Raw genomic sequence first — 24,174 nt, 5'->3', positions numbered from 1 at the left:
CCCTACTCCCAGGAGTCCGGCGCCGAATGCCGGGGCCGGCGCGGCTTCGTGCGGTGCTCGGTGCGCGAGTCGTCGTCCTCCGACCCGCGATAACGCACCCGGGAGATCGGGTGATGCGTTCCGCTGCTGCCGTTCGTGCGGGTGACCGGCGGCTCGTACGGCTCAAAGGGCTCATACGAGTCGTAGTCCGTGGCGCGGGGCCGCCGGCGTTCGGTCCGTTCCGGACGCTCGTAGGAGTCGGCTCGTTCGCGTCGCTGAGGGCGGTCGTAGCGCTCGCGTTCCGGACGGTCCCGGTCCGGTGAGCCGCCTCGGCGGTCCAACGGGGGCAGGGGGCGCCGATCGGCGCGCTCCCGTGGTTCGCGCGGTTCGCGGGTGCGGGACTCGGTGGTCCGGGGGCGACGGCGTGGTTCGGCGGGCGGGTCGACCGGCGGGGTGTTGCGCCGACGGGGCCGGTCCAGCACGGGCTCGATGATCTCGGTCTCGGGCGGACGGGAGTGCCGCGAACGCCGGGAGCCCTTGCCCGCGGCTGCCCCGGTCGACCTGTCGGCACCGGCGGCAGACGTCCTCGGGCGGCGCGGGGGTCGCGGTGCCTCGTCGTCGGTCGGGTCGACGGTTTCGGCCGTGGCGGCGCGGGCCGCGCGGCCCTCGGTGCCGCGGGCACTTCGGGTACTGCGACGGCCCTTGGTGGCCAACTTGCTGGCCGCGACGGCCACTTCGTCCGGCGCCTCCGCGGTCTGTTCGGCGTCCTTTGGCAGAGCCCGCTTGGCGGCCGTTCCCAGGTACCACCGGATCAGGCCGACGAGGAGCACCGTCGCGGAGGTGAAGAACATCAGGGGAAAGCGCTCGATCAGCGGGTAGCCGCAGTTGATCAGCGTGTCCTTGATGCCGGTGAAGGTGCTGCCGTGAAACACGAAGTACGCGAAGGGCACGGCGACGAAGAGGATGAGCGGGGGTTGGATGACGGCGGTGAAGATCCCCGACTGCCGGACGGCGAGCACGGCGGCCACGCAGCCGAGCACGTAACACGCGGCGAAGACCCCACCGAGGGCGTCGGTGCCGCTGCCCGCGTCGAACGCAACACCGATGGCCGTGAGGGCAACTGCCACGATCGCGGCCCCCCACCAGGGGATTCCGGGAACCTGAGGCAGCGCCGATCGATGGTCGACGGCCACCGCCGACCGTCCACGCAGTCCTGACACACGTCGACCGTACCGGCAATCGCGATGAGTGCACTGACAGCGCGCGCTGGCGCGCCCACGGACCGGGGTCGGCCGACCCCTAGACTGTTCAACCCGTGGGCCTCAATCTTGGAATCGTCGGACTTCCCAACGTCGGAAAGTCGACGCTGTTCAACGCGTTGACCAACAACGACGTGCTCGCCGCGAACTATCCGTTCGCCACCATCGAGCCGAACGAGGGCGTCGTCGCGCTGCCCGATCCGCGGCTCGACAAGCTCGCCGAGATCTTCTCCTCGGAGAAGACCGTGCCCGCGCCCGTCACGTTCGTGGACATCGCGGGCATCGTGAAGGGTGCCTCGGAGGGAGCCGGTCTCGGGAACAAGTTCCTGGCCAACATCCGCGAGTGCGACGCCATCTGCCAGGTGGTCCGGGTCTTCGCCGACGACGACGTCGTCCACGTCGACGGCAAGGTGGACCCCAAGTCCGACATCGAGGTCATCGAGACCGAGTTGATCCTGGCCGACCTCCAGACGTTGGAGAAGGCGGTGCCGCGGCTGGAGAAGGAGGCGCGCAACAACAAGGACCGCAAGCCGGTTCACGAGGCGGCGGTGGCCGCGCAGGCGACGCTGGACGGCGGCACCACGCTCTTCGCGGCAGGTGCAGACGTTGCGTCACTGCGTGAGCTGAACCTGATGACCACCAAGCCGTTCCTGTACGTGTTCAACGCCGACGAGTCGGTGCTGACCGACGACGCCAAGAAGGCCGAGCTGCGCGCGTTGGTGGCGCCTGCGGACGCGGTGTTCCTCGACGCGAAGATCGAAGCCGAGCTGCAGGAGCTCGACGACGAGTCGGCCGCCGAATTGCTGGAGTCGATCGGCCAGACCGAGAAGGGCCTGGATGCGTTGGCGCGCGCCGGCTTCCACACCCTCAACCTGCAGACGTATCTGACCGCCGGGCCCAAGGAGTCACGGGCGTGGACGATCCATCGGGGCGACACCGCGCCCAAGGCGGCCGGCGTCATCCACACCGACTTCGAGAAGGGCTTCATCAAAGCCGAGATCGTGTCCTTCGACGACCTGGTCGCCGCGGGCTCGATGGCCGCGGCGAAGTCCGCGGGCAAGGTGCGGATGGAGGGCAAGGACTACGTCATGGTCGACGGTGACGTGGTGGAGTTCCGCTTTGGATCAACGTCTACCAGCAAGGGTTGAGCCCCGACTATTGACCTATGACGTTTCCGCGCCGTTGGTGGCTAACGCGCGGGTCGCCTAGGTCACTCGGGCGTGGGGTGTCGTGGCGTTGGCGCGTGACCGCTAAGCGTCCGACTGTCCCATGACAACCCGATGGAACAGCCGCCCGAAATCGGTCGGGCTCAATATCCCCTGACCGAACTCGACCACCTGCAGTTCCTCGGTATCAAATTCTGCCTGGGCAGTGAGATATCTCGGATTCTTGCTTACCCAGTCGTAACTGCCCGGGGCCGTAAGAAAGCTGCCGTAGTCAACGTCCACAAGGCCCAACCGAATCCAGTTATCGATGTAGACAGCGGTCTCGGCCGACCAGGTTGGGGTATTGCCGCTAGTCATGTTGACTACGTGATTTGCGATGACGATATGGCCCTGCGCGGTCGGATCTTCGGTCGTGGTGATGCGTCGACGGATCACCACGATCGCTCTATGGACCGCGTCCAAGGCTCCAGCAAGCAGCCTCGCTTCTTCCGAAGTGAGCTGTCTGATGACTTCGGCGAAGGCGGGATGCGCAGACGCCTCCACTCGTTTATCCGAAGCAGTCGCCAGGAGGTTCAGATACATCGCTTTCAGGTCCGGTTCTTCGACGGTGAAGGCAATCCCTTGAACTGTTGGCCCCGCAACGGACAGTTTGGGTGCTATTAAATCCTCGTCGGGTACGTCCGCGAGCCTGTCGGCCATCTCGTTTTCGAAGTTCGTCGCGAAGTATTCACGCGGAACCCCGAACAGCATGCCCAACGGCTGCATCAGTTTTAACCTGACGTGTTGTTTCACTGTCGAGCGCTTCGCGAGCGCACGTGCTGCGGGATCCAGTTCGCCAGACTCCGCCGCGATCTTCGCGAGGAGCGTCTTTTCCGTTGGGTCTTCCTCGACGGCTTTCGCCACAGCCTTTGCACCAGCGATTGCCACAGGTTCCAGTCCGGACATGTTTCGATGCTAGATGAGGACGGACCACAACTTAGGTGCCCGAAACAAAACGGCCTGCATGTTGGTGGAGGGCACCGAACGTCAACAGCCCCTCACTGGCGGGAGAAGTCGCCAGTGGGGGGCTGCGCAGGTGCTGCCAGGTGGGGGACGGCGCACCACCCGGGACGGTTCCCGGGGAGTAGGTGCCCCTGCATCGGGTCTCAACCGACCAGGAGCGTGGGCGCGAGGACGAGTCGCGCCTGACCACCGGGTTGGCGGGAGCCTTGATCCCTGAGCGTCATGCGCTCTGGCCCGGTGGTGTGTCTGGGTGCCGCCCGCGTCATCCCCGTCGTGGACTGTCGGAACGGACGGCAAGTCTTCTAGTTGGAAGTGGCGGTCACGGCCCACCAGCGGTAGCGCGTTGGTGTGTCGACCAGTCCACGCGTGGCCCACTGCGGCGGGCCTTGGACGGTGTAGCGGATGCCGTCGAGGACCAGGCGGTCACCGTGCATCGGCTGGTTCGGTTCCGTGGTCGGCACGCCGATCAGCCCGGTGGTGTCGACGGTGCCGCCGTCAGCGGGTCGCCAGGACGGGCCACCGATCACGATGCCGTGAACGACGCCCACGCGGGTGCCGTCACTGCCGACGCGGATGACGTTGCCGTCGCTGTCGACGGGATCGCCATAGGCGTCCAGTGCGGCGGCGCGGTAGAGGGTGCCGGTCGCCATCAGAGCGCGTTGATCCTGTAGCGGTCCAAGCACATGCGCTCGACCAGCGTCCAGCCGTTGAAGGCTGATCGATACGAGATGGACTCTGGCCCAACGGATTCGTCGTACAGCAGCCCCTTGGCGTTGCTCAACAGGCGGGCGCTGGCGGTCAGGATGACGGCGCGAATCTCGGCGACGGGATCGCCGTTGGCGTCGAAGCCGCGTCCCCGCGTGTGAGCCTTCGCCATCGAGGTGACGATGGCCAGAACCTGAACAGCCTGCTCACTGTCCAGGTTCCGGCCCATCAGTGCGGACAGGTCGGCACTAGTGGGAAGCGCCGCCACGATCAGGCTGCGTCGTACAGGCGGACGATGCCAGCGGGGTTGGCGAAGCCGAACCCGACACGCGAGGTTGCGCGGATCTGCACGGCGTCCGAGCCGAACGCGGCGTCGGTCGACACGACGACCGCCGTGCCGGTGCGACGCACGATGAGAACCTGCGAGTTGTCGACGGCCCACGCGTTGCCTGCCGGGATCGCCGGGGACACCAGCACAGTCAGACCGGCCAGGGTGATGCCATCGGCCACGTTGTCGAACAGGCCCTGATTCGAGCCGGTCTGAACCTTCGTCTTGGCGAGCTGGAGAGCCACGTCGGGCGCGAGGAGGATGTGAGTCAGGTTCGCACCCTGCGCCAGTGCAGCGGCCTTGCCGTCGTGGACGGCGTCGATGTTGGCCCAGACAGCGCCGGTGTCGACCACCTGCACGCCCGACACGGACAGCAGACCCGGAGGGCCGTTGGTGGTGGTGTTGGCGAAGAACGCGGCGTCGACCTTCTTGGAGATGTCGCGGGCTAGCGAGGTGCCGATCTGGTTAGCCACGGCGGGCTCCGAATCGGCGACGGCCTCATTCGATGCCTGGGTCAGACCTGCGACCTTGGTGGGCTTGATCTCGATCTCGGTGGTCGTCGGGTCGGTCAGCGTGATGGGCGTGTTCTCGGCGTACCACCCGGTGGACGGGTCAGCGGCCAGGATGGGAATGCGGATCGACTGGAGCTGCGTGTCGATCACGGTGCCTGCGGTGAACGCAACCGAGGTGGCGTCGACCACGCGGTCGACCAGAGCGCCGTAGTCTTCCGGCGTCCAAGCGGCTGCGAGGTTTGAGTTCAAAACGGTCATGATGAATCCTTATGTGGTGGTGAGTGTTTGACGTTCAGCCGCCAGGGCGAACGGGGGTTTGAGCGCCGGGCTCAGGGGTGAGTAGCACGCGCCACCAGGACGATTCGGCTACCTCAAGTGTAAGTCAGCGGCGCGATTGGAGGAGTGCGGCAAACGTGGGCGCTGCGACGCTGTCGCCCCGATCACCCTGTCCAACAGCGCCGTTGGGCCGGTTGCGCTTCGCGTAGTGCGGGCGCTTTTCGAGGAGTTCGTCCACGGCCAGGGCCAGTGCGTCGGGATCGTCCAGGAAGTCGGCGTTGTACTCCAGGTCTGTCGCGTCGGCCAGCTTGTCCAGCGCGGCCACCTTGAGCGCGAACAGCTCACGGCTCAGGGTGTGGATGCGTGCCTCGGCATCCTTGGCGCGGGTTCGGTACTTTGCGGACTCGTCGCGCAGCTTCCTGACGAGAGGCTCTGTGTCGTCCTCTGCCACTTCCGAATCAACCTCCGGTGTGTCCACGCCTGACGGGGCCTGTTCGTTTGCTGACGGGCTATCTAGGGGGTCGTTCTCTGCCATGGGGTCGTCCCTATCCGTTCTGAATCGTGGCGTTGGTGTACCGCTGGATGTCGGCCCGCATGCCCGAGGCAATCTCGGACTCTCGGGCGGCGAGAATGTCGGTGATCTCCCGCTCGGAATATCCCAGTCGGCGCAGCGCGTAGCTCACGGGCAGGATGCCCGACTGGACGAGCTTGGTAACGCTGTCGCTGACCTGCGCTTCGCTGCGGGTGTCTGCCGGTGCCCAGGTGACGCGTAGCGGCATGTCTGCGGTGTCGGTGTTGGTGTCGATGGCCAGCAGCAGCCGTCCGACCTGTTCCCAGGCGCGTCCAAAAGTCAACTGCCGCTGTTCGACTCGCGCAACAAGACTGGCCTCGGAGGCGCGTACCGCATCCGCCGAGGTGGGCTGCGAGGTGAGGATGCCGAGGTAATGGCTCGGCAGCGCACTGACGGCCATGATCTGCGAGACCAGAACCCGCACGGCGGTCTCGAAGCCGCCCAGCGTCGGCTCGTTGAAGTTGCCGAACTTGGTATCCGGTGCCTCCGCGATGGCCATGGGCAGCGTCGAGAGGTCATCGATGGGACTGACCACCTCAACCAAGGGGTTGCCCTCGTCGTCATAGAGGGGGTTGCCCGCCCCGTCGAGGATGGGCCGCTCGGTCAGCTCCAGGCCGGTGACCCAAGAGCGTCCGAAGCCTGCCCGGTGGACGCCGACGAGCATGCAGAGGATGACCTTGTTCAGCGCATCCACCGGCCCCCGAAGGTCATCGAGTTCAGAGCGCCCGTTGTCGATGGGGATGAGCGGGACCATTCCGGTCGGATTGGGGATCGTCTCCACCAGTGCGTAAGTGACCCCGCCCTTGGTGGGCGCTGACCAGTGCTGCACCTCATCGGCTAGGTAGATGTAGACCTCGGTGGTCGAGGCGGTCTGATAGCGCTTGATGCCCGCCAGGACGGACCTGTCAGCAGGATCCTTGAGGACGGCGCACTGGCTCGGGTCTTCCACCGACGCAACGAGCTTGCCGTTCTTCGCCCAAACCAGGACGTAGCCGGTGCCGTAGGTCAAGGCGTCCGACATTGCCTGTGTTGCAAGCTGATCGAGGTCGGTGCGGGTGAACAGTTCCGTTGCTCGCGGGTCGCTGTAGCCATGAATGCGAAGCCGCTCGCACAGGCTGGAGACTGACAGCGCTGGGATATTCACCGCGAGCCGGTAGAGCTGGCTGTCGAGGGCCTTGCGGCTCTCCTCGGACAGGAATGCCTGCCGCTGCGTGCCCGTCGCGTAGCGGTGCAGTTCGGCAAGCCGGGCCTGGGGCGCGTTCAACGCGTCGAGGAGGTCGTTCAGCAGTGGGGAGTTCATCGGCTTCCTATGACTCGGTGGCGGCGCTTCTTGGGTCGGCTGGCCAGCCAGGAACAACGCGAGTGGCAAAAGACGAGGGCCGCAGCCAGGTCCACCTTCGGGGCGTTCTTCGAACGCGACACCTTGGCAATACGAATGCCCTTGTCGGACTCGCGCACGGTCGCGGCCAGTACGTGGCGGCGCAAATCTGGATCGCCGGAATGGCTCATCAGACCGTTGATGGCGGCGCTGTGCAGATCGTTCGTCGCGGGTGTCTGCCGTGACGCGTTCTGGCTGAACTCCACCATCGGCAATCCCTCGGCGGCGAGTACCTGTGCAGAGCGGGTGAAGTAGGCCGGATCGTAGACAACCTCGCGGATCTTCCACCGGCGTGACGCCTGCCGGATCGCGTCCTCCACGGCCAAGATGTCGACGCGCCACCCGTCACCGTCGGCGGGCTTCTCCCAGACCGCGAGCTTGTCGAAGTGGGGCTTGGCCTCCACGGTGCCCAGCACGATTGCGGTGCTGTCGTCCTTGAGGCTGGCGTCCACTGAGAGCACCACTTCGGTGCCTGCGGGGATGGCCTGGCCGGTGCTCAACGCGTCCCAGGTCTCGGCATCGACGAAGGGAGACTCATTGTCCTCAACGAACTGGCACAGCCGCTGACGCCGGTAGGTGTTCTCGCGGGTGCCCCGAGAGAGCTTCAGGGCGTCGGCGTGCAGGAAGTCCCCGAGCGCCGGGTTCGCGAGCTGGGCACAATGCATGCACGTGGCGGGGTGATGCTGAAAGTCGTCAGCGCTGAAGGCACGGAACACCACGGCGTCGTCGCCTAGCTCGCGGTGCAGGTTCCTCAGGTCGGTCAACACCGAGTCCTGCGGGTTCGTCGGCGGGGTGCCTGCGGCGATCAACCGGGACGATTCGCGCTTGCCCTGTGCCAGTAGCAGCACCTCGTAGGTGTCCCGCGACACGACGCCGCACTCATCTAGATAGCAGCTCGAATAGTCCAGACCCTCAAGTGATTTGGGGTCGGCAGGAAGGCGCACCATGGAGGAGTTTGTGTGCGGAATGAAGATCTTCTCATTCGCGATCTGGCAGCGTGAATCAAGCTCCGGTGCCAGCTCGATGTACCGGCGTGCGATGCCGAAGATGATTCCGGCCTGCTCCTGGTTGGTCGCGCAGATCACGATGGACGCTGACTCGCCGTAGGTAAAGAGGTCGAAGGCGGCGAGTGCCCCGAGTAGGGACGACTTCCCATTTCCGCGCCCGATCAGCAAGCACGCCAGACGAGATGGTGAGTCGAGGATGTCCCGGGCGATGTCCATCTGCCAGTCGCGCAGCACCAGCGGCGTGAGCTTCTGGCCACCCTTGCCGACCTTGATGAATCGGTGGCAGAAGTACCTGAACTGTTCGGAGCGCGGACCCTTCGGCGGACGCCACGGCAGCGGACTGTCGTCCACAACCTTCGGTCGTGCCATCAGGTACTCCAACTGTCGGAAACAGGATTTGCGGGTTGAGCTGCACAAAGTGCGATTTCAGCTCTCGAGGCTTTGCCGGTCTGTCCGGAGACGGGTCGCCTTGACCCGATCCCCCTGGTTGCCGGGGGCTGGGGCTGTGCGCAACGCTGACGGACGTGAACAGTGCGTTCGGATAGATCACACCGGGGCGTCTTGTTTGCTAGCGCTGCGTCGCCCTGAGGGCTCGTTGGCGGCGACGGGCTTCGATGCGGTCGCGGACCATCTGCCGTTCGGCGTCGGTGCAGTTGGCTTTGCGGCTGGCGTTCTCGGATCTGCAAACCACTCGGCAGTTGAGTGGTTCCAGTGCGAGCGTCGGATCCTCACTCACCGGGATAATGTGGTCACAGACGAGATCCGTTGTTGTGCCACACCATTCGCAGAACGGGGAGAGCTGGCGCAGTCGCTTGGACAGCCGGTCCCATGCCGCTGGCCGGTGGCGTTCCTGGCGGGTTGCCGTGGTGGTGCGCTTGGGCCTGCAGTCGCGACACCGAGATCCGCTGGGGATCAGGGTTCCGCAAGTCAGGCATGGTCGCTGGAGTGTGCTCACTGGTGCTCGCGGATCTCCAGACCCTTGGTGTCGACCACGTACTCCGAGATGTCCAGGACGGGCGAGTAGCGGTAGGCCAGGATCGCGCAGGACGGCGCGGTGAGCGTCCACACCTGGCCGTCGTGCTGGTGTGCGTAACCCTCAGCTACGTCTACGCGTTCGGTCCACGACCAGTTGGCGCGGTACTTCACGGGTGATCCCCGGTACAGGGTCAGTGCGTGTGGTGCGGTGTCGGGTTGGCCGTTGCGGGTGAACCCTGCGGCGGTGAACAGTTGGCGCCACTGCGGGCGGGTGAGGGCGGTGTGCCGCTCTGCTCCTGCTCTACCCCACACCCATGACGCCAAGCGGGCGAGGTGGTCGGCGGTCATGTGGCCGGATTGCCAAGCCTCCCAGAGGATCAGCGGTGCGTCCGCGTACGGTGCTTCCGTGATGCGCTCGCGGAGTGCGTCGGCCACTAGCCCAGTGACTCGATGAACGACGCGTTGATTGCGCGTTCACGGTCTGCTAGTTCGGCTTCGAGTTCGGTGATCTTGTCGCGCAGCCAGAGGATGGCAATTTCCTTCTCACGGACGATGTCACGTTCGTCGGTGGGCACGTCTACGTAGAGGCCAAGTTCGCGGGTGAAGGCACGGGTGGCGACGGCGACGAAGCTGGGCGCTTCGGTCTGCTCACGGCTGAACTCCAGCTCGATGCGGAGTACCTGGTCGGTAGCGGTCATGGTGTCCTCGTCTCCAGGTGGGTGGGTATGGCGTAGACGCGCAGCTCGTCGCGGTCGGGCTGGTGGCAAGGGGCCAGTGTCGCGCTGCTGCCCATGTTGGCCTTTGGGTGACTATGATGACCGCCGCAAAACGGGCATCGAATTGTGCAGCGTCCCTTCATTACTCGCACTAGCGGTGCGGTCTGGGCTTCGTGGGTGTTGCTCACGCGGTGACCACGCCACGGCCGCGCATGGTCCGCTGCCGCTGGTCCGCCCGGTACGCGTCCAGTCCGCTTCGCGGGTAGACCAGGCGCTTGCCTAGCCGCCAGCTCACCGGGCCTTCACCCGCCCCCCGAAGCTGATACAGCCGGGACGTGCCGAGACCGAGATACGAGGCGGCCTCCTCGATTGTGAAAAGTTCATCGGTGTGCGCCACGGGGTCTGCTCCTACTGGTGAGTGGCTTCTGTACTACGGGCTCGGGAGAGGGGATAACACCTCTGCCCTTATGCCTCCATGCCCGCGTTCTCCTCGGGGATGGGGATGCGAATTCCGTTGAACACCAGCCCATTCACGATGGGATCAATCGTCATGGTGTTCGGTGGGGCTTCGCCGTTCGCTCTTGGGCATACATGCGTCCCAACGGGATTGATCTTTCGCAAGATCGGCCTAGGGGTCGCTCACAGCTCAACGCTGCTTAGGTCTGGGACGATAGGCACCCGGTTACCCCCACGCTCAGTGTTGAGGCGCTGAGCCTGCCCGCCTATGTTCTGCGCTTAACCGACCCTGATCGGCCCGGGTCGCCCCGTGCGATGTATCGCACGCCTACCGCCGCGTGCCCCTTTGTGAGCAATGACGTTCCGCGTCCAACCCCGCTGAGCGGGAAGGTGCTTCACGGTGTAGGTGCGTCCATCGATGACTCTGGTCTCTGACATGGATCACACCTCCTGTTGGCTCTCACTCCAGTTTACAGCAAACTCTGATTCCAGGGAGTCCGCTGGATTCATCGCTGGTCCTCACCAGCGTAGACCAGTCAAAGAAGGGATTACAGGGAAGCTCGCGAGCTTTCCGGCAAACACGCTACCTGGGATTACAGGGACGGTATCTCCTGTGAGGCGTGGCGGATAAGGAATGTGTAGACCAGCAGGCGGCGAAGGCCCCTGCGCGGCGGGCGTCACGCCGTCAACTGCCGACTGCACCGCCTGCGGAGACGCCCGAAGAGAAGCGGGCGCGGTGCATCCGAGAAGTGGTCGCGAAAGCGCCACCTATCACTGGAGAGCAGCGGGCCAAGCTCGTCGCGCTGTTGACGGGGGGCGTCAGTCCGTCAGCCAGTCAACCTGAACCGAGTCGGGATCGAACACGCGTGAGTAGCGCGTCCCGGGATGAAGCCGCACTGTCGCAAGCGCATCCACGATTGCTCGCTGCGTCATAAGGCCAGCGTTCAGAAACTCGGAGGCCGGGTCTTTGCTTCCGAGGAGTAATCCCAGTGCCGAACCGGAGTCAGCGTCGGCCATCTCCTGTTGCACTGCTGCTAGTTCCGCGCGTATTCGATCATTGGCGGATGCGTAGCGCACACCGTTGATCAGTCCCGCGTCGTAGTCCGATTCAATCTGCTCCAGCCGCGCGGATAACCGCCCTGCCACTTCGAGGAGCGGAGCTAGATCAGCTCTGGCAGGTGCCAGAAGGTCCGCAATGTCGCTCTGGCGCAGGCGTTCTGCCACCACGTCGAGGACGTAGGGGTCAACCTGGCTCTGTGAGCGATTCACATGCTTTTCCTTGCAGCGGTACCGGCCTTGAGACCATGACGACGTGGGCATCTCGCAGACCGCGCAGCGGTATAGACCCGAACCGAGGTGCTTGCGGTCGGTGCCCACCCGGTTGGTTGTGCGGCGCGGGTCCGCCAGCCGGGCCTGGATCAGGTCGAACACATCGCCGGAGACGAATGGCTCCCAGTTGCCTCGCTTACCGGTCGCTTCGCCTTGATAGATGGCGCGGCCTGCGTAGCGCGGGTTGGTCAGGATTCCTCGGATGCTGGAGGAGTTCCATGGACGGCCCTTCCGGGTGGTGACGCCCTCCTCGTTCAGTAGCCGCGTGAGGGATCGCAGCGATTCGCCCGCGTGGAACAACGTGAAGATTCGACGCACCAGCTCGGCTTCCTCGGCAATCGTCTCGCCGCCAGGGGTGTAGCCGGTCAGGCGCACACCGAGCGGAGGACGGCCAAGGTTCGAACGTTGGACCGCAGCGGCGGTCTGGCGCTCACTCTTTAGGCCGATCTCCATCTCGGCGACCTCACCGAGTACGCCGATGACGAGGCGACCGGATGCGGTCGTCGGGTCCATGTCTGAGCCCTGGACCAGTGCGATAATCACGCCGTGGTCTCGGCAGGCTTCAACGAGTGCCAGACGGTCCCGTGCGTTTCGGGCCAACCTGTCCAGCGACCAGGCGACGACGGCTTGGACCTGGCCGCGCTTGATGGCGTCAAGCATCTTGGTGAACGCGGGTCGCGCCTTCTTGCCCGCCGCGCTCACCGAGTTGTCGGTGTAGGTGTCAACGATGTGCCACCCTCGCTGGCTCGCGATTCGCTCCGCGTCCTTCCGTTGCCGCTCCACCGCCAACTGTTCGCCTGTTCGGTCCAGAGATACCCGCAGGTAGAGAACGGTTCGGAGCGGTGGGAGGGTCACGGTGGGGAGTTTACCGCGACATGTTGTTCGGTCGCGGTATTGCGTGGAGTTCCGCTTCAACGTCTAGACGAAGCAGTAAGGCGTGCCTTCCGGCCGAGCCACGTCACTCGTTCACGACGTTTCACGGGGCCGCGTGGGCGATCAGCAGGTGCGGAGCGTTGGGGTCTGCACTGATCTGACGGTGTTCGACCGCAAGGCCGGTGCTGCGTAGTCCGTCGATCACGTCCGGCACCGGACGGAGCTGAAACCCATGTCCCGTGAATGGCAGTTTCGCCATCACTTCGGGGTCGGCCAGACCGATGACGAGTCGACCCCGACCATTCATCACCCTGGCGAGCTCTCGGAACGCCGTGTCGAGATCAGCGACGAAGTAGATGGTGTTGACCGTCATGGCGCCGTCCAATTCGCCGTCGGCGAAGGGTAGCTGCGTCATGGTCGCCGAATGCAGTGACAGCCTCCCCGCGGCGATGTCGCGGCGATACCGCCCTGCGGCCTGGTTGATCATCGTCTCGGACACCTCGACACCGTGAACACGGCCCGACGGGCCGACACCGGCAAGCAAGAATTTGAGCCCCACCCCGCCACCGAATCCGATATCGGCCACCACCGAGGCCTCGCCGGGTTGCACCATCGCCTGCGCGGCGGCGCGCACGAACCGTCGGTTGCCCCGATTGAGCGCCGCACCAACCAGCCGACCGCGCAGCCCCCTTGGATGACCAAGCTGCTGAGCAATGCCCGCCATGACGGTGTCTCGGACCCCCATCAGACGACCGTAGAACACCGACGCTGAGGCGGCGCGGCATATCTATGAAGTGACCGGAGGTTCGCGGTGCGCCGTACTGGGTGGAATTCCGCTTCAACGTATGAATCTGAGGATTCATGCAGTTCGCGGGGTGTTCTCGTAGCATCCGACCATGCAGACGCTCCTGTTCGCTCTGGGGCTGATCCTCTTCGTTCTCGGTCTCGTCACGGGAGTGGCGATCCCGGCCATGAAGAACCCCCGAATGGGGCTGGCCAGTCACCTCCAGGGAATGACGAACGGCCCGCTTCTCGTCGTAATCGGCTTGTTGTGGCCGCACGTCACTCTGTCCCACGCCTGGCAGGTCGTTTCTGCGGCGCTACTCGTGTACGGCGCCTATGCAAACTGGCTCGCAACGCAACTCGCAGCACTATGGGGCGCAGGTCGGAAGTTCGCGCCGCTCGCGACGGGTGAGCACGTGGCATCTGCCGCAAGGGAGCGCCTAGTGAACCTTCTGCTGGTGTCGCTGGCGCCTGCGATGATCGCCGGCAGCATCATTCTCGTCGTCGGCGTCGTGCGTTGATGCCCCCGCTGAGCCAGCAGGCGTCGCCGGGCCGCTGAGTTAGGCTGGTCGGGAGCACCTTCCGGCGGGCCGACCCGGCCGTGGCCACCGACCCTGGCCTGCGACGGATGCGGTGCGCCGTCGGGGTAGCGGGGGAATGCCAAGTGCCGTGGGAGATGCGTCCCGGCCCCATCGTGCGGGGCCTTCTCACCTACGTTCCGGGCACCGGCCTCAGGGCGGACCGCGACACGGGTCACCGGGCCGAGGCGGGCTACTTCTACGAACTCTGGATCAAGCACCTGACGTTGGCCGTGCACCACGGCATGCCTCGGATCCCCCGCGTCGTCGCCGAACTCGGTCCCGGCGACAGCATCGGGGCAGGACTCAGCGCGTTATTGAGCGGGGCGACGACCCTGTACGCGCTCGACACCACTCCGTACACCAGCCTGCGCGGCAACGTCGACCTGTTCGACGAGCTCGTCGAGATGTTCGGCCGTCGTGCGCCGCGGCCGGCGGCAGGCTGGCCGGACTACGACCAGTGGCTCGACGACGACCTGTTCCCCAGCCACATCCTGACCGACGAGCTGCTCGACCGGACGCTCGCCCCGGCGCGCGTCGCGACCATCCGTCGCGCGCTGCTCGAGGGCGGGGAGGCGGACGACGTGAGCATTCGCTACGTCGCCCCCTGGCAGGACGCGTCGCACGTGGCCGAGGGCACGGTGGACTTCCTGTTCTCCCACACCGTTCTCCAGCACGTGGCCGACCTGCCGGGCACCCAGCGCTGCGTCGGCCAATGGCTCGCGCCCGGTGGATGGTTCAGCCACCAGATCGACCTCGGCTCGCTGAACCTGTCGCCGGTCTGGAACGGACACCGCGCGTGCCCGGAATGGCTGTGGAAGGTGGTGACGGGACGACGCGCCTGGCTGATCAACCGCCTGCCATACTCCGAGCACGTGGCGTGCATCGAGGGCAACGGCATGCAGCTGGTGACCGCCCTGCAACGACACCGCCGCGACGGCATAGGTCGCGAACGGCTCGCACCGCGCTGGCGGGATCTCAGCGACGACGACCTGTTTTGCCGCGGCGCCTTCCTGCAGGGGGTCCGCGTCGACGACGGAGGGTGACCGACGAATGGCCGACGACCTGCTCCACCTCTACCGCAATTACCTTGCGTGCCTGAATGATCGGCGGTGGTCGAACCTCGGGGAGTACGTCGCCGACGACGTCGTGCACAACGGGCGAGCGCTGGGTCTGAGCGGGTATCGGGCGATGTTGGAAGGTGACACGCACGCGATCCCGGACCTCGAATTCGTCCCGGAGTTCCTGCTCGCCGACGATCGGGTCGTCTCCTGCCGGCTCGTCTTCCACTGCACTCCGCAGCACGCGTTCCTGGGTTTCGGGCCGACGGGACAACGGGTTTCGTTCGTCGAGCACGTGTTCTACCGGTTCGACGACCGGCGGATCGGCGAGGTGTGGTCGCTGATCGACCGAGACGCCATCCGTCAGCAGGGGTTTCGCGAACGGCCGTGACGCGGGCCTACCGGACGCGCGAGGCTGGCGCACGCGGTGAAGACGGGTAACCCGTCACCGGCACTCGACGCACGTCCACGGATTCGTCGCAGCGGGCGCAGTCGCGTACATTATCTGCGTATGAATGCAAGTACGGGTGGATGCCGTCGTCGGCTGCCCGACGATCAGGCGGGTCTCGTCGTCGAAGTGTTCCGGATGCTTGCCGACGCGACCCGGGTTCAGGTCCTCTGGGCGCTGGTGGATCGGGAGATGTCGGTCAGCGAGCTCGCCGAACACGTCGGCAAGCCGGCGCCCTCGGTGTCTCAGCACCTGGCCAAGTTGCGGATGGCGCGGCTCGTCCGGCCCCGCCGCGACGGGACCACGATCTACTACAGCCTGGAGAACGACCACGTCGCCCAGCTGGTCACCGATGCGGTGTTCAACGCCGAACACTCGGGACCGGGCGTGCCCGGGCATCATGCGGGCGTCGCCGCGCTGCGCGCCCTTCATCCCGAACCGACTGCGTTGCAGGGGGAGTCCTGATGGCCCACCAGCCGACCGGTACGCGCGACCACGACCACGACCACGACCATCACCACGACCACGACGGCTGGGGCGGGTCGTTTGGCTCGGCGGTTCGCGACGTGTTCGCGCCGCACAGCCACGATGCCGCCGACAGCATCGACGACGCGCTGGAATCCAGCGCCGCCGGCATCCGGGCCGTCAAGATCAGCCTGCTGGCCCTGAGCGTGACGGCCGTCGCCCAGATCGCCGTCGTCGCCGTCTCCGGGTCGGTCGCGTTGTTGGCCGACACCATTCACAACTTCTCCGACGCGCTAACCGCCGTCCCGCTGTGGATCGCGTTCGCGCTGAGTACCAAGGCCGCCACCCGGCGCTACACCTACGGATTCGGCCGCGCCGAAGACCTGGCCGGACTCTTCGTGGTGGCGATGATCGCCGTGTCGGCCGTCGTCGCCGGGATCGAATCGATCCGTCGCCTGGTCGACCCCGTTCCCGTCGAGAACGTCGCGTGGGTCGCGGTGGCCGGTCTCGTCGGGTTCATCGGCAACGAAGTCGTCGCGGTCTACCGGATTCGGGTGGGTCGTCGGATCGGATCGGCGGCCCTGGTGGCCGACGGCCTGCACGCTCGCACCGACGGATTCACCTCGCTGGCGGTGCTTCTCGGCGCTGGCGCCGTCGCCCTCGGCGTCCCGCTGGCCGATCCGATCATCGGGTTGGTGATCACGATCGCGATCCTCGCGGTTCTGCGCACCGCCGCGCGCGACGTCTTCCGTCGCCTCATGGACGGGGTCGACCCGACCTACGTCGACGCCGCCGAGGCGGCCCTGGCCGCCGAGCCCGGCGTCACCGGGGTGCGCAGCGTGAAGATGCGATGGATGGGGCACCGGCTGCACGCCGACGCCGAACTAGACATCGATCCCGCCCTCGGCCTGTCGGACGCCCATCGCATCGCCCACGCTGCCGAACACACGCTGACGCACGCCGTCCCGCGGTTGACCTCCGCGCTGGTCCACGCCTACCCCGAGGACGCGGTGGGTGGGCGGCGTTGACCGTGGAGCAGCCGGCAGGGGGAGCGCTCCTCGTCGTGTCCGGGTTGCCCGGCGTCGGCAAGACCGCGGTCGCCACCGAGATCGCGAGACGGCTGGGTGCGGTGCATCTGTCGGTCGACCCCGTGGAGGAGGCACTGCTGGCCTGCGGTCTGCCGCCCGGCTGGAATCTGGGCGTCGCGGCCTACGAGGCGGTGGCGTCGATGGCCGCGGCGAACGTGGCCCTGGGCAGGACCGTCGTGGTGGACGCGGTCAACGACAGTCACGCGGCACGCGACACGTGGCGCAGGGTCACCGCATCCGTGACGTTCGTGGTGCTCGCCTGCTCGGATCCGGATGAGCACCGGCGACGTCTGGAACGCCGGCACCGCGGATTCACTCGTGTTGCGGAGCCATCGTGGTCGAAGGTGTGCGATCGCGCGAGGGACTACGCGCCGTGGCGCGGTGAGTTCCGGGAAGTCGACACCACCGGACTGTCGGTAGCGGAGGTCTGCGATCGGCTTGGGGTGAAATGACGTGCAGCGCAGCGCACGTGGGGCGGCGGCAAGGGTCGTGGTGTGTCGACCGGGCCGCCGCCTCTCCCGTGCGTCAGAACGGCAGGTCGACCTGGCCGTTGCTGGTGTTGGCCTCGTCGTGGTTGGAGTCCACGTATCCCAGGTGAGCCGGTTCCTGCGGCTCGGTGCCGAAGGGCACCAGCGGGTCGGTGCCCTCACCGCTTGCGGTCGCGATCACCGAGTGGGCGGCCGGGGCCGCGAGGGGAGCGGCGTTGGCGGCGGGGGCGAGGGCGACGACGCCACCGATTGCAATGGCGGCCAGTCCCGGGATGACGTAGGTGAACGGTGTCTTCATGATGGCTCCTCGTGTGGGTCGGTCTGTGTGACATCTCCAATCCTGCTGCGGGGAGCTGGCCACGTCGTCGCTGCTGACACCCATTCCGTATTGCAGCTAGCCGGAAGGGTGGCCGAGGTGTGGCTTGGCCGTGACCTTGGCGGGACCACGATCGGGAAGGGTCGACGGCATGACTGCCGTCGACGTGATCGTTCTGGTCGCCGCGCTCCTGTGGATCGGCGTGGTGACGGCGGCACTCGTCGTCGGGATCCGCGTCACGCTCAAGCTGCGCGCCCGTCGGCGGCGGCTCGATCGGCTGGTCTACCTGCTGCGGCTGCCCCCCTACTTCGGGTTGCCTCCGTCGCGCCGCTCCCGAACGTCGTCCCATCGCGGGCCGGGGTCGATGAACGAGATCACGAAGATCATCGCGAGCAGCGTGAAGATGGCCAGGGCGGAGAGAAGATCGCCCCACTGGAACGGGTAGAGAGTTCCGTCGATCGAGAGCACGAGCACCGTCTCGATGACGCCGAACACCATGAAGAACACGCCAAACAGCACCCGAGAGATCCTCTGGTGCAACGCGCTTCGCCGTAGCTCGACCATCAGGGTGAGCAGGAGCAACGGCAGGATCTGCGAGAGCGTGGAGGCCGTCGGGCCGTCCATCACGACGATCTGAACACTGCCGGCGCTGCCCATCGGTCGCACGCTAGCAGCCCCTCCTGGGAGTCGGTGCCTAGCGGAACGCCCGCGCGTACTGAGGTGGGTGCGCCAGCGTCGCGCCGAGTTCGTCGGCGGCCTGCCTGATCCAACTGGGATTGCGCAGCAGCACGCGGGCCAGGAAGACCGCGTCGGCGTCCCCTTCGGCAATGATCGTGTCGGCCTGCTCGGCTTCGGTGATGAGCCCCACCGCGGCCGTGGGAATCTCGATCTCCTTGCGCACCCGCGCCGAGAACGGAACCTGGTAGCTGGGACCGACGGGGATCTTCGCGTCCGGGGCGGATCCGCCGCTGGAGACGTCCATCAGGTCGACGCCCAGGGTCTTTAGCCGCGACGCGAGTTCGAGCGTCTCGTCGACCGTCCACCCGGGCCGTTCGTCGTCGGTGTCACCGCCGAGCCAGTCGGTGGCCGAGACGCGGAAGAACAGCGGCAGCTCCTCGGGCCAGGCGTGGCGCACGGCCGTCGTCACCTCCAGGGCGAAGCGCAGACGGTTCTCCAGCGAGCCGCCGTACTGGTCAGTGCGGGCGTTGGAGTGCGGGGAGAGGAACTGGTGGATCAGATAGCCATGCGCCCCATGGAGTTCCAACACCTTGAAGCCCGCGGCGGCCGCGCGGCTCGCCGAATCGGCGAACGCCGTCACCAGTGACGCGATCTCGTCGACGCTCAGCTCGGCGGGACTCGGCAGCCGGCCGAAGGGCCGGTCGCTGGCCCCGACCGTCTGCCACGACTCCGGCTCGCGGTCCTCGTCGGGCCACGGCCGGCCGGTCGAGCCCTTGCGGCCGGCGTGGACCAGCTGGATGCCCGGAACCGAGCCCTGCGCCGAGACGAACTCGGTGATGCGCCGAAATGCCATGGCCTGACGGTCGTTCCAGAGGCCGGTGTCGTAGACGCTGCTGCGGCCGACGGGGTGCACCGAGGTGGCCTCGACCATCACCAGCGCCGCCCCGGCGGCGGCTCGCGACCCCAGGTGCTGCAGGTGCCAGTCCGACGGGGATCCGACGTCCTCGCCGTCCGGCTGGGCGGCGAACTGCATCATCGGCGACATCCACGCCCGGTGGGCGAAGGTCACCTCCCGCAGCACGAGAGGAGTGAACAAGTGCGCCATGACGTCTTCTACTCTCGGCCGGTGGTCAGCGGCGCGTTGGCGCTGTCGAGGTGCTCGACCGTGCTGAAGATCAACTCGGACTCGCCGATGTTCTCGATGTCGTGCAACAGATACTCTCCCGGTCCGAAGTGGAAGTGGCGGGTCTCACCGGCATCGTAGGACACCTCGCGGACGGTCCCGTCGAAGGTGTGCTGCCTGCTGCGGCCGGCGTTGACCGCGGTCCAGAAGTAGTCGAGCACGTGCCGGTGGGCGTGCCACCGCGCACCTGGTGCGAGCCGGATCTCCCACACCCGCACCCGGTCGTTCTCGCTGAGGAGTCGTGATCCCACCTCGCCGTCGTGCGCGTGTTCGGCGAACTCGGCCTTGAGCCATTCGGGCCAGCCGTCGAAGTTCGTGGAGATGAGCTCGCCGGCCAATGGCAGGTCGGAGAGGAAGCTGCTGTCGGTCATGTCGTCGTCCTTCGTGTGTGGGAGTTGGTTACTTGCCGGGGCCGTAGAGCCCGAAGCGCAGATCGGGATCTCCGGGCGTCCAGGTGTTGCTGAACTGCGAACGCTCGCCCATGGCCACGACGCGCCGCAACAGGGCGTCGCTCATCTGCAGTTGGGCGGGCTCCCACTTCACCAGTGCGGCGGCGACGTCGCCGCCGGCTTCCTCGAGCGCGGCGGCCAGCGCCCACCCGTCGGCCGCGGCCTTGGCCGTTCCAGCCGCCGCGTGCGGGCGGGCGGCACAGGCGGCGTCGCCGATGAGGGCCACCCGCCCCATGGCCATGCGTGCCGATCGGCTGTCGGAAACGACCTGAAGATAAGGGGTTTCGGTGGCCTGGATGACGTTCGCGATTGCCGGTGCCATCCGCTCGGCGGCCGTCTGCTTCATCTCGTCGACGTAGCGGTCTTGCACCTGGCCCGGGTGCACGGACACCGAGCCGGCGAAACCACGCTTGTCGATCAGCATCTCCGTCAGGTCGGGCCCGGCGGGCACGTTGCGGTACCAGACGTAGTTCATCAGCCGGTCTTCGAGGCCGAGACCGTTCTCGCCCGGGATCGGATACATCGTGATGTGCGAGTGGGGGATCACCTGATAGGTGATGGCGTCCTGCAGGACGTCCCGCGTCGCGGCGTCGAGGTCGCGCAACGCGACCGTGCCGCGCCACCCGACGTACCCCGAGTAGTGCAGCCCGGATTCGGGGTCGAACCGTTGCCGCGCCACGGAGGTGACCCCGTCGGCGAACACCACCAGGTCGGCGGACTCCCGCCGGCCACTGACGAATCGGACGGTGACGCCGTCGTCGTATTCGCTGAAGCCGCAGGCGTATTCGCCGTAGTGATAGTGCGCGGTGCCGAAGTCGGCCAGCAGCGCGCGGTAGAACGTGCCCCACGAGGTGTAGGTCCAGGTGCACTCCTCGCGGTACTCCACGTCCCCCTCGGGGGTGAGGTACTGGACCGCGGAGGTCGACGTGCTCAGGTTGGCGAGGTCCTGGGTGCTGCGTTCGGTGAACCAGCGCACCGTGTCCGGCTGCAGGACGATGCCGCTGCCCCGGCCGTCGAGCGCGGTGGGGGTCCGCTCGTAGACGTCGACGGTGAATCCGAGGTCCCGCAGCAGCAGCGCGGCGGTGAGCCCGCCGATCGACCCGCCGACGACGATGGCCCGTGAGTTGGAGTAGTCGGTCATGATGCGCTCTTCTCGGTGGACTGAAGGTGTTGTGAGGGAATGGGATCGGCGGGCAGGGCGTCCCCGCGGGTCTCCTTGCAGAACGCCAGGCCGACGACGGCGATAAGGCCGAAGGCGGCCACCACCGCGGTGGCGATGCCGAGGTTGCCGCCGAACCACGAGGTGGCGATGGCGCCCGCGGCGAGTGGCCCGAGGGCGGTGACGTAGCGGCCCACGCTGTTGCACACCGCCAGCGCGGTGGCGCGAACGCTGGGCGGGAACAGCTCCGGGGCGTAGATGAACGTCCCCGACAGTGCGCCGAACAGACCGAAGCCGAGAAGTGGCATCACGATCAGGTATTCGGTGTAGCCACGGTCGAACGGGAAGGTCCACGCCACTGTCACCGCCGAGATGCCAAAGCTGACCAGGAACGCCTTGCGCCGGCCGATCGCGTCGGCGAGGAAGCCCCAGGAGGCGTAGCCGACGATGCCGCCCGCGTTGAACAGCATGGCCGCGGTGGCCACGCGGTGGTCGGCCAGGCCGGTCGGCAGGTTCTCGGCGGCGGTGAGCTGGCGGATGATCTGCGGGTACCAGGTGGACACGCTCCAGAACGTGATCAGGGCACCGGACGCGAGGGCCGTGCAGATCAGCATCGGCCGGCGGAACGGCGGTACCAACAGCCGGCGCAGGACGAACTGGTCGTCAGCCGTCCTGGTGCCGTTGGTCTTTCGCTCGCGGCGCGCGGTCAGGTGAGCGTTGATCTCGGGGGGCTCGGGCACGTAGCGGCGGATGAACCACACCACGAGTGCGGGAAGGCCGGCCAACGCCAGCATCAGTCGCCAGCCGTGGCTACCCCACAGGGCGTAGGCGGCGGCCGCCGCGAAGAAGCCGGCGGCGTAGCCCGACATCATGATTCCGCCGGCGCGGGCCCGGAAGCGGTTGCGCCAGGTCTCGGCGATCAGTGCCGCGCCGACGGGTGCCTCCACCCCGGAGCCCAATCCCGCGATGAAGCGCAGGATTCCGAGCTGCCACCAGGTGTCTGCGAAGGCCGCCAACGCGCTGAAGACGGCGTAGGTGAGGATGCCCAGCGACAACACCCGGGTGCGGCCGAAGTAGTCCGCCAGGACGCCGAACAGGATGCCGCCCGTGGCCCAGCCGATGAGGAACAGGGCGACGGTCATGCCGCCGTAGTAGCCGATGGTGGCGGGGCCCGCATGTAGCCCGCTGTTGGGGAGCAGCTCGCTCATCGCCGGTCCGAGGACCAGGATGTAGAGGCTGCCGGCGAAGCCGTCGAGACCCCAGCCGAGGGTGGTGCCCGCGAGGACGAGCCACTGGGTGCGGGTGATCTCCGTGCGCCACCCCGCCGGTGGTGCGGTACTGGACGTCATGCGGGTTCCTTTCGTACGACGAGTCTTTGGGGGAGGTTGGATCAGTTCAACCGGCCGTGTTCCGCACCGCCGTACCAGTCGACGTGATCGGCGGCGGTGCGGACGACGACGGTCTTGATCCAGGAGAAGTCGTCGAACGACTCGGATCCGGCGTCCTTGCCGAGACCCGATTCCTTCACTCCGCCCCAGGGCAGGGACGGTTCGAGGCGGTGGTGGTCGTTGACCCAGACCATGCCCGCCACGATGGCCGACGCGACGCGGTGCGCGCGCCCGACGTCGGTGGTCCACACTCCGGCGCCGAGGCCGTAGCGGTTGTCGTTGGCCATCCGCACGGCCTCGTCCTCGTCGTCGAACGGGATGACGACGGCGACCGGGCCGAAGATCTCCTCCATGGCGACGGTGTTGGCCATGGTGGCGTCGGCAATTACGGTGGGCTGCAGGAAGAAGCCCTCCCGCAACGCTTCTGGCAGCTCCGGCACCCCGCCGCCGGCGGCCAGTTGGGCGCCTTCGTCGACTCCGGTCCGGATCAGGGCCTGCACCTTGTCGCGTTGGCGAGCGCTGATCAGCGGACCCAGCTGGGTGTCGGCGTCGGTGGGATCGCCGATGCGGATGGCGCGGGCGCGGGCCGACAGGGCCGCGACGAACTCGTCGTACACGTTGCGCTGCACCAGGAATCGTGAACCGGCGACGCAGGATTGGCCCGCGGCGACGAAGGCGGAGAACGCGGCACCCTCGGCGGCCACGACGGGATCGACGTCGTCGAAGACGAGGACGGGGGTCTTGCCGCCGAGTTCGGCGGTGACCCTGGCGAAGCGGGACGCCGTGGCGATCGCCGCGGCGCGGCCCGCCTCGGTGCCGCCGGTCAGCGTGATCTTTGCGACGTCCGGATGCTGGGTGAGCCGGGCGCCTGCCTCCCGGGCGCCGGTGACCACGTTCACGACGCCGTCGGGCAGGCCGGCTTCGGCCATGATGTCGGCCAGCACCAGCGTGGTCAGCGGCGTCAGCTCCGACGGCTTGACCACGACGGTGTTGCCGTTGGCCAGGGCGGCGGACACGCTACGGGCCAGGATGAGCAGGGGATGGTTGAACGGGGTGATGATGCCGCAGACGCCGAGCGGGCGGCGCTCCTGGTAGGTCAGGTACGGCCCGTCGCCGGGCAGCACCGCTTGGCGCTGGGCGGCCAGCAGGCCCGCGTTGTAGCGGAACCACTCCGGCACCCGGGACAGCTGCGCGCGGGTCTCGGTGATCGGCCGTCCGTTGTTCTGAGCCTCCAGGGTGTAGAGCCGGTCGGAGTTCGCCTCGATCGCGTCGGCGATGCGCAGCAGCAGGCGGGCGCGTTGACTGCGGACCAGGGCGGGCCACGGCCCGCTCTCGAATGCCGCCTTGGCCTTGGCGACCGCCGCGTCGACGCCGGCGGCGCCGTGTTCGGTGACCGTCGCGATGACGGCGCCGGTCGCGGGGTTGACGATGTCGCGAACGCCCTCGTCGAACGGTGAGGCAGTCGCGGCCGGATCTTGGGCGGTGGTGGTCATGTCTATGAGTGTCGTCACAGTCCCCGCCGCCCTCAATGTCGAGCGAAACATTATTCGACCAATGC

Annotated in this window: 27 protein-coding genes; 7 read left to right on the top strand and 20 right to left on the bottom strand. The window is 66.9% G+C overall.

Annotation, left to right across the window (positions count from 1 at the left end; translation table 11 throughout):
* Positions 1-2 precede the first annotated feature (2 nt).
* Positions 3-1,199, bottom strand: a complete 1,197-nt coding sequence (locus H7J06_RS06000; RefSeq protein WP_264037751.1) for a DUF6542 domain-containing protein — start codon at positions 1,197-1,199, stop codon at positions 3-5.
* Between the two features lie 95 nt (positions 1,200-1,294).
* On the opposite strand from H7J06_RS06000, the gene ychF reads away from it, so the two are divergent.
* Positions 1,295-2,386 (top strand): redox-regulated ATPase YchF, encoded by a 1,092-nt coding sequence (gene ychF, locus H7J06_RS05995; RefSeq protein ID WP_264037750.1) that lies wholly within the window; start codon positions 1,295-1,297, stop codon positions 2,384-2,386.
* Between the two features lie 102 nt (positions 2,387-2,488).
* Here ychF and H7J06_RS05990 read toward each other — a convergent pair whose 3' ends face one another.
* The 12 genes from H7J06_RS05990 to H7J06_RS05935 all read right to left on the bottom strand — a co-directional run bounded on the left by H7J06_RS05990 (position 2,489) and on the right by H7J06_RS05935 (position 13,277).
* Positions 2,489-3,349 (bottom strand): DUF4393 domain-containing protein, encoded by an 861-nt coding sequence (locus tag H7J06_RS05990; RefSeq protein ID WP_264037749.1) that lies wholly within the window; start codon positions 3,347-3,349, stop codon positions 2,489-2,491.
* 359 nt (positions 3,350-3,708) lie between these two features.
* The gene (locus H7J06_RS05985) at positions 3,709-4,056 is read right to left on the bottom strand and encodes a hypothetical protein (RefSeq protein WP_264037748.1); all 348 of its coding nucleotides are present in this window, start codon (positions 4,054-4,056) and stop codon (positions 3,709-3,711) included.
* Positions 4,056-4,379, bottom strand: coding sequence for a hypothetical protein (locus H7J06_RS05980; protein ID WP_264037747.1), 324 nt, complete (start codon positions 4,377-4,379; stop codon positions 4,056-4,058). Before H7J06_RS05980 ends, H7J06_RS05985 begins: the two co-directional genes overlap by 1 nt.
* A 2-nt stretch (positions 4,380-4,381) precedes the next feature.
* Positions 4,382-5,209, bottom strand: a complete 828-nt coding sequence (locus H7J06_RS05975; protein WP_264037746.1) for a phage major capsid protein — start codon at positions 5,207-5,209, stop codon at positions 4,382-4,384.
* Between the two features lie 124 nt (positions 5,210-5,333).
* On the bottom strand, positions 5,334-5,762 hold the full coding sequence (locus H7J06_RS05970; protein WP_264037744.1) for a hypothetical protein: 429 nt from the start codon (positions 5,760-5,762) through the stop codon (positions 5,334-5,336).
* Between the two features lie 10 nt (positions 5,763-5,772).
* Positions 5,773-7,098 (bottom strand): phage portal protein, encoded by a 1,326-nt coding sequence (locus tag H7J06_RS05965; RefSeq protein WP_264037743.1) that lies wholly within the window; start codon positions 7,096-7,098, stop codon positions 5,773-5,775.
* Positions 7,095-8,552, bottom strand: a complete 1,458-nt coding sequence (locus H7J06_RS05960) for a terminase large subunit domain-containing protein (protein WP_308205709.1) — start codon at positions 8,550-8,552, stop codon at positions 7,095-7,097. The genes H7J06_RS05965 and H7J06_RS05960 overlap by 4 nt, the downstream gene beginning before the upstream one ends.
* Before the next feature lie 582 nt (positions 8,553-9,134).
* Positions 9,135-9,593, bottom strand: a complete 459-nt coding sequence (locus H7J06_RS05955; RefSeq protein ID WP_264037742.1) for a hypothetical protein — start codon at positions 9,591-9,593, stop codon at positions 9,135-9,137.
* Complete coding sequence (locus H7J06_RS05950) at positions 9,593-9,856, bottom strand: hypothetical protein (RefSeq protein ID WP_264037741.1); 264 nt, start codon at positions 9,854-9,856, stop codon at positions 9,593-9,595. The genes H7J06_RS05955 and H7J06_RS05950 overlap by 1 nt, the downstream gene beginning before the upstream one ends.
* A 202-nt stretch (positions 9,857-10,058) precedes the next feature.
* Complete coding sequence (locus H7J06_RS05945) at positions 10,059-10,271, bottom strand: helix-turn-helix transcriptional regulator (protein ID WP_264037740.1); 213 nt, start codon at positions 10,269-10,271, stop codon at positions 10,059-10,061.
* 878 nt (positions 10,272-11,149) lie between these two features.
* Positions 11,150-12,514 carry a recombinase family protein gene (locus tag H7J06_RS05940; RefSeq protein WP_264037739.1) on the bottom strand — a complete coding sequence of 455 codons (1,365 nt, stop codon included), beginning with the start codon at positions 12,512-12,514 and terminating at the stop codon, positions 11,150-11,152.
* A 121-nt stretch (positions 12,515-12,635) separates the two neighbouring features.
* Positions 12,636-13,277: a class I SAM-dependent methyltransferase gene (locus tag H7J06_RS05935; protein ID WP_264037738.1), complete on the bottom strand. Its 642-nt coding sequence runs from the start codon at positions 13,275-13,277 to the stop codon at positions 12,636-12,638.
* Between the two features lie 151 nt (positions 13,278-13,428).
* On the opposite strand from H7J06_RS05935, the gene H7J06_RS05930 reads away from it, so the two are divergent.
* From H7J06_RS05930 to H7J06_RS05905, 6 genes are all read left to right on the top strand, one after another.
* Positions 13,429-13,836, top strand: coding sequence for a styrene oxide isomerase (locus tag H7J06_RS05930; protein WP_264037736.1), 408 nt, complete (start codon positions 13,429-13,431; stop codon positions 13,834-13,836).
* A gap of 80 nt (positions 13,837-13,916) precedes the next feature.
* Entirely contained in the window at positions 13,917-14,939 is a 1,023-nt protein-coding gene (locus tag H7J06_RS05925) for a hypothetical protein (protein WP_264037735.1), read from the top strand.
* A gap of 7 nt (positions 14,940-14,946) precedes the next feature.
* Positions 14,947-15,345 (top strand): ester cyclase, encoded by a 399-nt coding sequence (locus H7J06_RS05920; protein ID WP_264037734.1) that lies wholly within the window; start codon positions 14,947-14,949, stop codon positions 15,343-15,345.
* Positions 15,346-15,465: 120 nt separating this feature from the next.
* Positions 15,466-15,867 carry an ArsR/SmtB family transcription factor gene (locus H7J06_RS05915; RefSeq protein WP_264037733.1) on the top strand — a complete coding sequence of 134 codons (402 nt, stop codon included), beginning with the start codon at positions 15,466-15,468 and terminating at the stop codon, positions 15,865-15,867.
* Positions 15,867-16,895 carry a cation diffusion facilitator family transporter gene (locus tag H7J06_RS05910; protein ID WP_264037732.1) on the top strand — a complete coding sequence of 343 codons (1,029 nt, stop codon included), beginning with the start codon at positions 15,867-15,869 and terminating at the stop codon, positions 16,893-16,895. Before H7J06_RS05915 ends, H7J06_RS05910 begins: the two co-directional genes overlap by 1 nt.
* 2 nt (positions 16,896-16,897) lie before the next feature.
* Positions 16,898-17,407, top strand: a complete 510-nt coding sequence (locus H7J06_RS05905) for a P-loop nucleotide/nucleoside kinase family protein (RefSeq protein WP_264037845.1) — start codon at positions 16,898-16,900, stop codon at positions 17,405-17,407.
* Between the two features lie 73 nt (positions 17,408-17,480).
* Here H7J06_RS05905 and H7J06_RS05900 read toward each other — a convergent pair whose 3' ends face one another.
* From H7J06_RS05900 to H7J06_RS05870, 7 genes are all read right to left on the bottom strand, one after another.
* Entirely contained in the window at positions 17,481-17,741 is a 261-nt protein-coding gene (locus tag H7J06_RS05900; RefSeq protein WP_264037731.1) for a hypothetical protein, read from the bottom strand.
* 321 nt (positions 17,742-18,062) lie between these two features.
* Positions 18,063-18,416, bottom strand: coding sequence for a hypothetical protein (locus H7J06_RS05895; protein ID WP_264037730.1), 354 nt, complete (start codon positions 18,414-18,416; stop codon positions 18,063-18,065).
* 37 nt (positions 18,417-18,453) lie between these two features.
* Positions 18,454-19,542: an NADH:flavin oxidoreductase/NADH oxidase gene (locus tag H7J06_RS05890; protein ID WP_264037729.1), complete on the bottom strand. Its 1,089-nt coding sequence runs from the start codon at positions 19,540-19,542 to the stop codon at positions 18,454-18,456.
* Positions 19,543-19,550: 8 nt separating this feature from the next.
* Entirely contained in the window at positions 19,551-19,991 is a 441-nt protein-coding gene (locus tag H7J06_RS05885) for a cupin domain-containing protein (protein ID WP_264037727.1), read from the bottom strand.
* A 28-nt stretch (positions 19,992-20,019) separates the two neighbouring features.
* Positions 20,020-21,210, bottom strand: coding sequence for an FAD binding domain-containing protein (locus H7J06_RS05880; RefSeq protein WP_264037726.1), 1,191 nt, complete (start codon positions 21,208-21,210; stop codon positions 20,020-20,022).
* A complete protein-coding gene (locus tag H7J06_RS05875; protein ID WP_264037725.1) occupies positions 21,207-22,577 on the bottom strand; it encodes an MFS transporter in 1,371 nt (456 codons plus the stop codon). Before H7J06_RS05875 ends, H7J06_RS05880 begins: the two co-directional genes overlap by 4 nt.
* A gap of 41 nt (positions 22,578-22,618) precedes the next feature.
* Positions 22,619-24,109: an aldehyde dehydrogenase gene (locus H7J06_RS05870; protein WP_264037724.1), complete on the bottom strand. Its 1,491-nt coding sequence runs from the start codon at positions 24,107-24,109 to the stop codon at positions 22,619-22,621.
* Between the last annotated feature and the right edge of the window lie 65 nt (positions 24,110-24,174).

Source organism: Mycolicibacterium hodleri (assembly GCF_025822245.1).
In the GTDB taxonomy this organism is placed as follows: Bacteria; Actinomycetota; Actinomycetes; order Mycobacteriales; family Mycobacteriaceae; genus Mycobacterium; species Mycobacterium hodleri.
The sequence above is the reverse complement of the archived record's forward strand: the minus strand, read 5'-3'. Positions and strand labels throughout refer to the sequence as shown.

Bases quoted from the DNA above. Each gene is read 5' to 3' on its own strand.
- H7J06_RS05985 (WP_264037748.1), bottom strand. From the start codon at position 4,056: ATGGCGACCGGCACCCTCTACCGCGCCGCCGCACTGGACGCCTATGGC.
- H7J06_RS05935 (WP_264037738.1), bottom strand. From the start codon at position 13,277: ATGGGGGTCCGAGACACCGTCATGGCGGGCATTGCTCAGCAGCTTGGT.
- H7J06_RS05875 (WP_264037725.1), bottom strand. From the start codon at position 22,577: ATGACGTCCAGTACCGCACCACCGGCGGGGTGGCGCACGGAGATCACC.
- H7J06_RS05885 (WP_264037727.1), bottom strand. From the start codon at position 19,991: ATGACCGACAGCAGCTTCCTCTCCGACCTGCCATTGGCCGGCGAGCTC.
- H7J06_RS05920 (WP_264037734.1), top strand. From the start codon at position 14,947: ATGGCCGACGACCTGCTCCACCTCTACCGCAATTACCTTGCGTGCCTG.
- H7J06_RS05895 (WP_264037730.1), bottom strand. From the start codon at position 18,416: ATGGGCAGCGCCGGCAGTGTTCAGATCGTCGTGATGGACGGCCCGACG.
- H7J06_RS05870 (WP_264037724.1), bottom strand. From the start codon at position 24,109: ATGACCACCACCGCCCAAGATCCGGCCGCGACTGCCTCACCGTTCGAC.
- H7J06_RS05970 (WP_264037744.1), bottom strand. From the start codon at position 5,762: ATGGCAGAGAACGACCCCCTAGATAGCCCGTCAGCAAACGAACAGGCC.
- H7J06_RS05975 (WP_264037746.1), bottom strand. From the start codon at position 5,209: ATGACCGTTTTGAACTCAAACCTCGCAGCCGCTTGGACGCCGGAAGAC.
- H7J06_RS05990 (WP_264037749.1), bottom strand. From the start codon at position 3,349: ATGTCCGGACTGGAACCTGTGGCAATCGCTGGTGCAAAGGCTGTGGCG.
- H7J06_RS05930 (WP_264037736.1), top strand. From the start codon at position 13,429: ATGCAGACGCTCCTGTTCGCTCTGGGGCTGATCCTCTTCGTTCTCGGT.
- H7J06_RS05910 (WP_264037732.1), top strand. From the start codon at position 15,867: ATGGCCCACCAGCCGACCGGTACGCGCGACCACGACCACGACCACGAC.
- H7J06_RS05900 (WP_264037731.1), bottom strand. From the start codon at position 17,741: ATGAAGACACCGTTCACCTACGTCATCCCGGGACTGGCCGCCATTGCA.
- H7J06_RS05965 (WP_264037743.1), bottom strand. From the start codon at position 7,098: ATGAACTCCCCACTGCTGAACGACCTCCTCGACGCGTTGAACGCGCCC.
- H7J06_RS05960 (WP_308205709.1), bottom strand. From the start codon at position 8,552: ATGGCACGACCGAAGGTTGTGGACGACAGTCCGCTGCCGTGGCGTCCG.
- H7J06_RS05890 (WP_264037729.1), bottom strand. From the start codon at position 19,542: ATGGCGCACTTGTTCACTCCTCTCGTGCTGCGGGAGGTGACCTTCGCC.
- H7J06_RS05950 (WP_264037741.1), bottom strand. From the start codon at position 9,856: ATGACCGCTACCGACCAGGTACTCCGCATCGAGCTGGAGTTCAGCCGT.
- H7J06_RS05880 (WP_264037726.1), bottom strand. From the start codon at position 21,210: ATGACCGACTACTCCAACTCACGGGCCATCGTCGTCGGCGGGTCGATC.
- H7J06_RS05915 (WP_264037733.1), top strand. From the start codon at position 15,466: ATGAATGCAAGTACGGGTGGATGCCGTCGTCGGCTGCCCGACGATCAG.